Origin of the sequence: Microbacterium profundi, from assembly GCF_000763375.1 — a bacterium.
Taxonomy (GTDB): domain Bacteria; phylum Actinomycetota; class Actinomycetes; order Actinomycetales; family Microbacteriaceae; genus Microbacterium; species Microbacterium profundi.
In genome coordinates this window covers 1-502 of the sequence record NZ_JPSY01000012.1, presented here as the reverse complement: position 1 = coordinate 502, position 502 = coordinate 1, and the positions used below count along the sequence as shown (strand labels likewise).

General features: G+C 65.5%; 1 protein-coding gene. It reads right to left on the bottom strand.

Features of this window, described 5'->3' with window-relative positions; genetic code table 11:
* Positions 1 to 431: substrate-binding domain-containing protein (locus JF52_RS0116240; RefSeq protein ID WP_033107668.1), on the bottom strand; the 431-nt coding region annotated here is incomplete at its 3' end.
* Positions 432 to 502 lie beyond the last annotated feature (71 nt).

Here is a 502-nt window from a genome sequence, read left to right as displayed (position 1 = left end):
GTGAAGTAGTCGAACGTCCCAGAGTCGGTGCCCGCACCAAAGAGCGTGATGGCCTGGTCGGGGAAGCTTGAGTCGACCTGGTTCCAGTTGGTGATCTCACCCTCGGCTTCCGGGCCCCAGATGGTGTTGAGCTGCTCGACGGTGAGATCCTCAGCCCAGTCGTTCTCCGGATTGATGATGACCGAGAGCCCGTCGTTGGCGGCGACGATCTCGGTGTACTCGACACCCGCGGCTTCGCACTCCGCGGCTTCTTCGTCCTTGATCGGACGGGACGCGTTGGAGATGTCGGTCTCGTCGGCGCAGAAGGACTTGAACCCGCCGCCGGTGCCGGACGTTGCGACGGAGACGTTCACACCGGACTCCTCGTCGCCGAAGAGGTCGGCTGCCGCCTCGGTGAGCGGGGCAACGGTCGACGAACCGTCGGTGGTCACCGAACCGGACAATCCGCTTGCGGAGCCGCTCGATCCGCCGGAGTCGCCTTCCGCGGGTTGTCCCCCGCAGG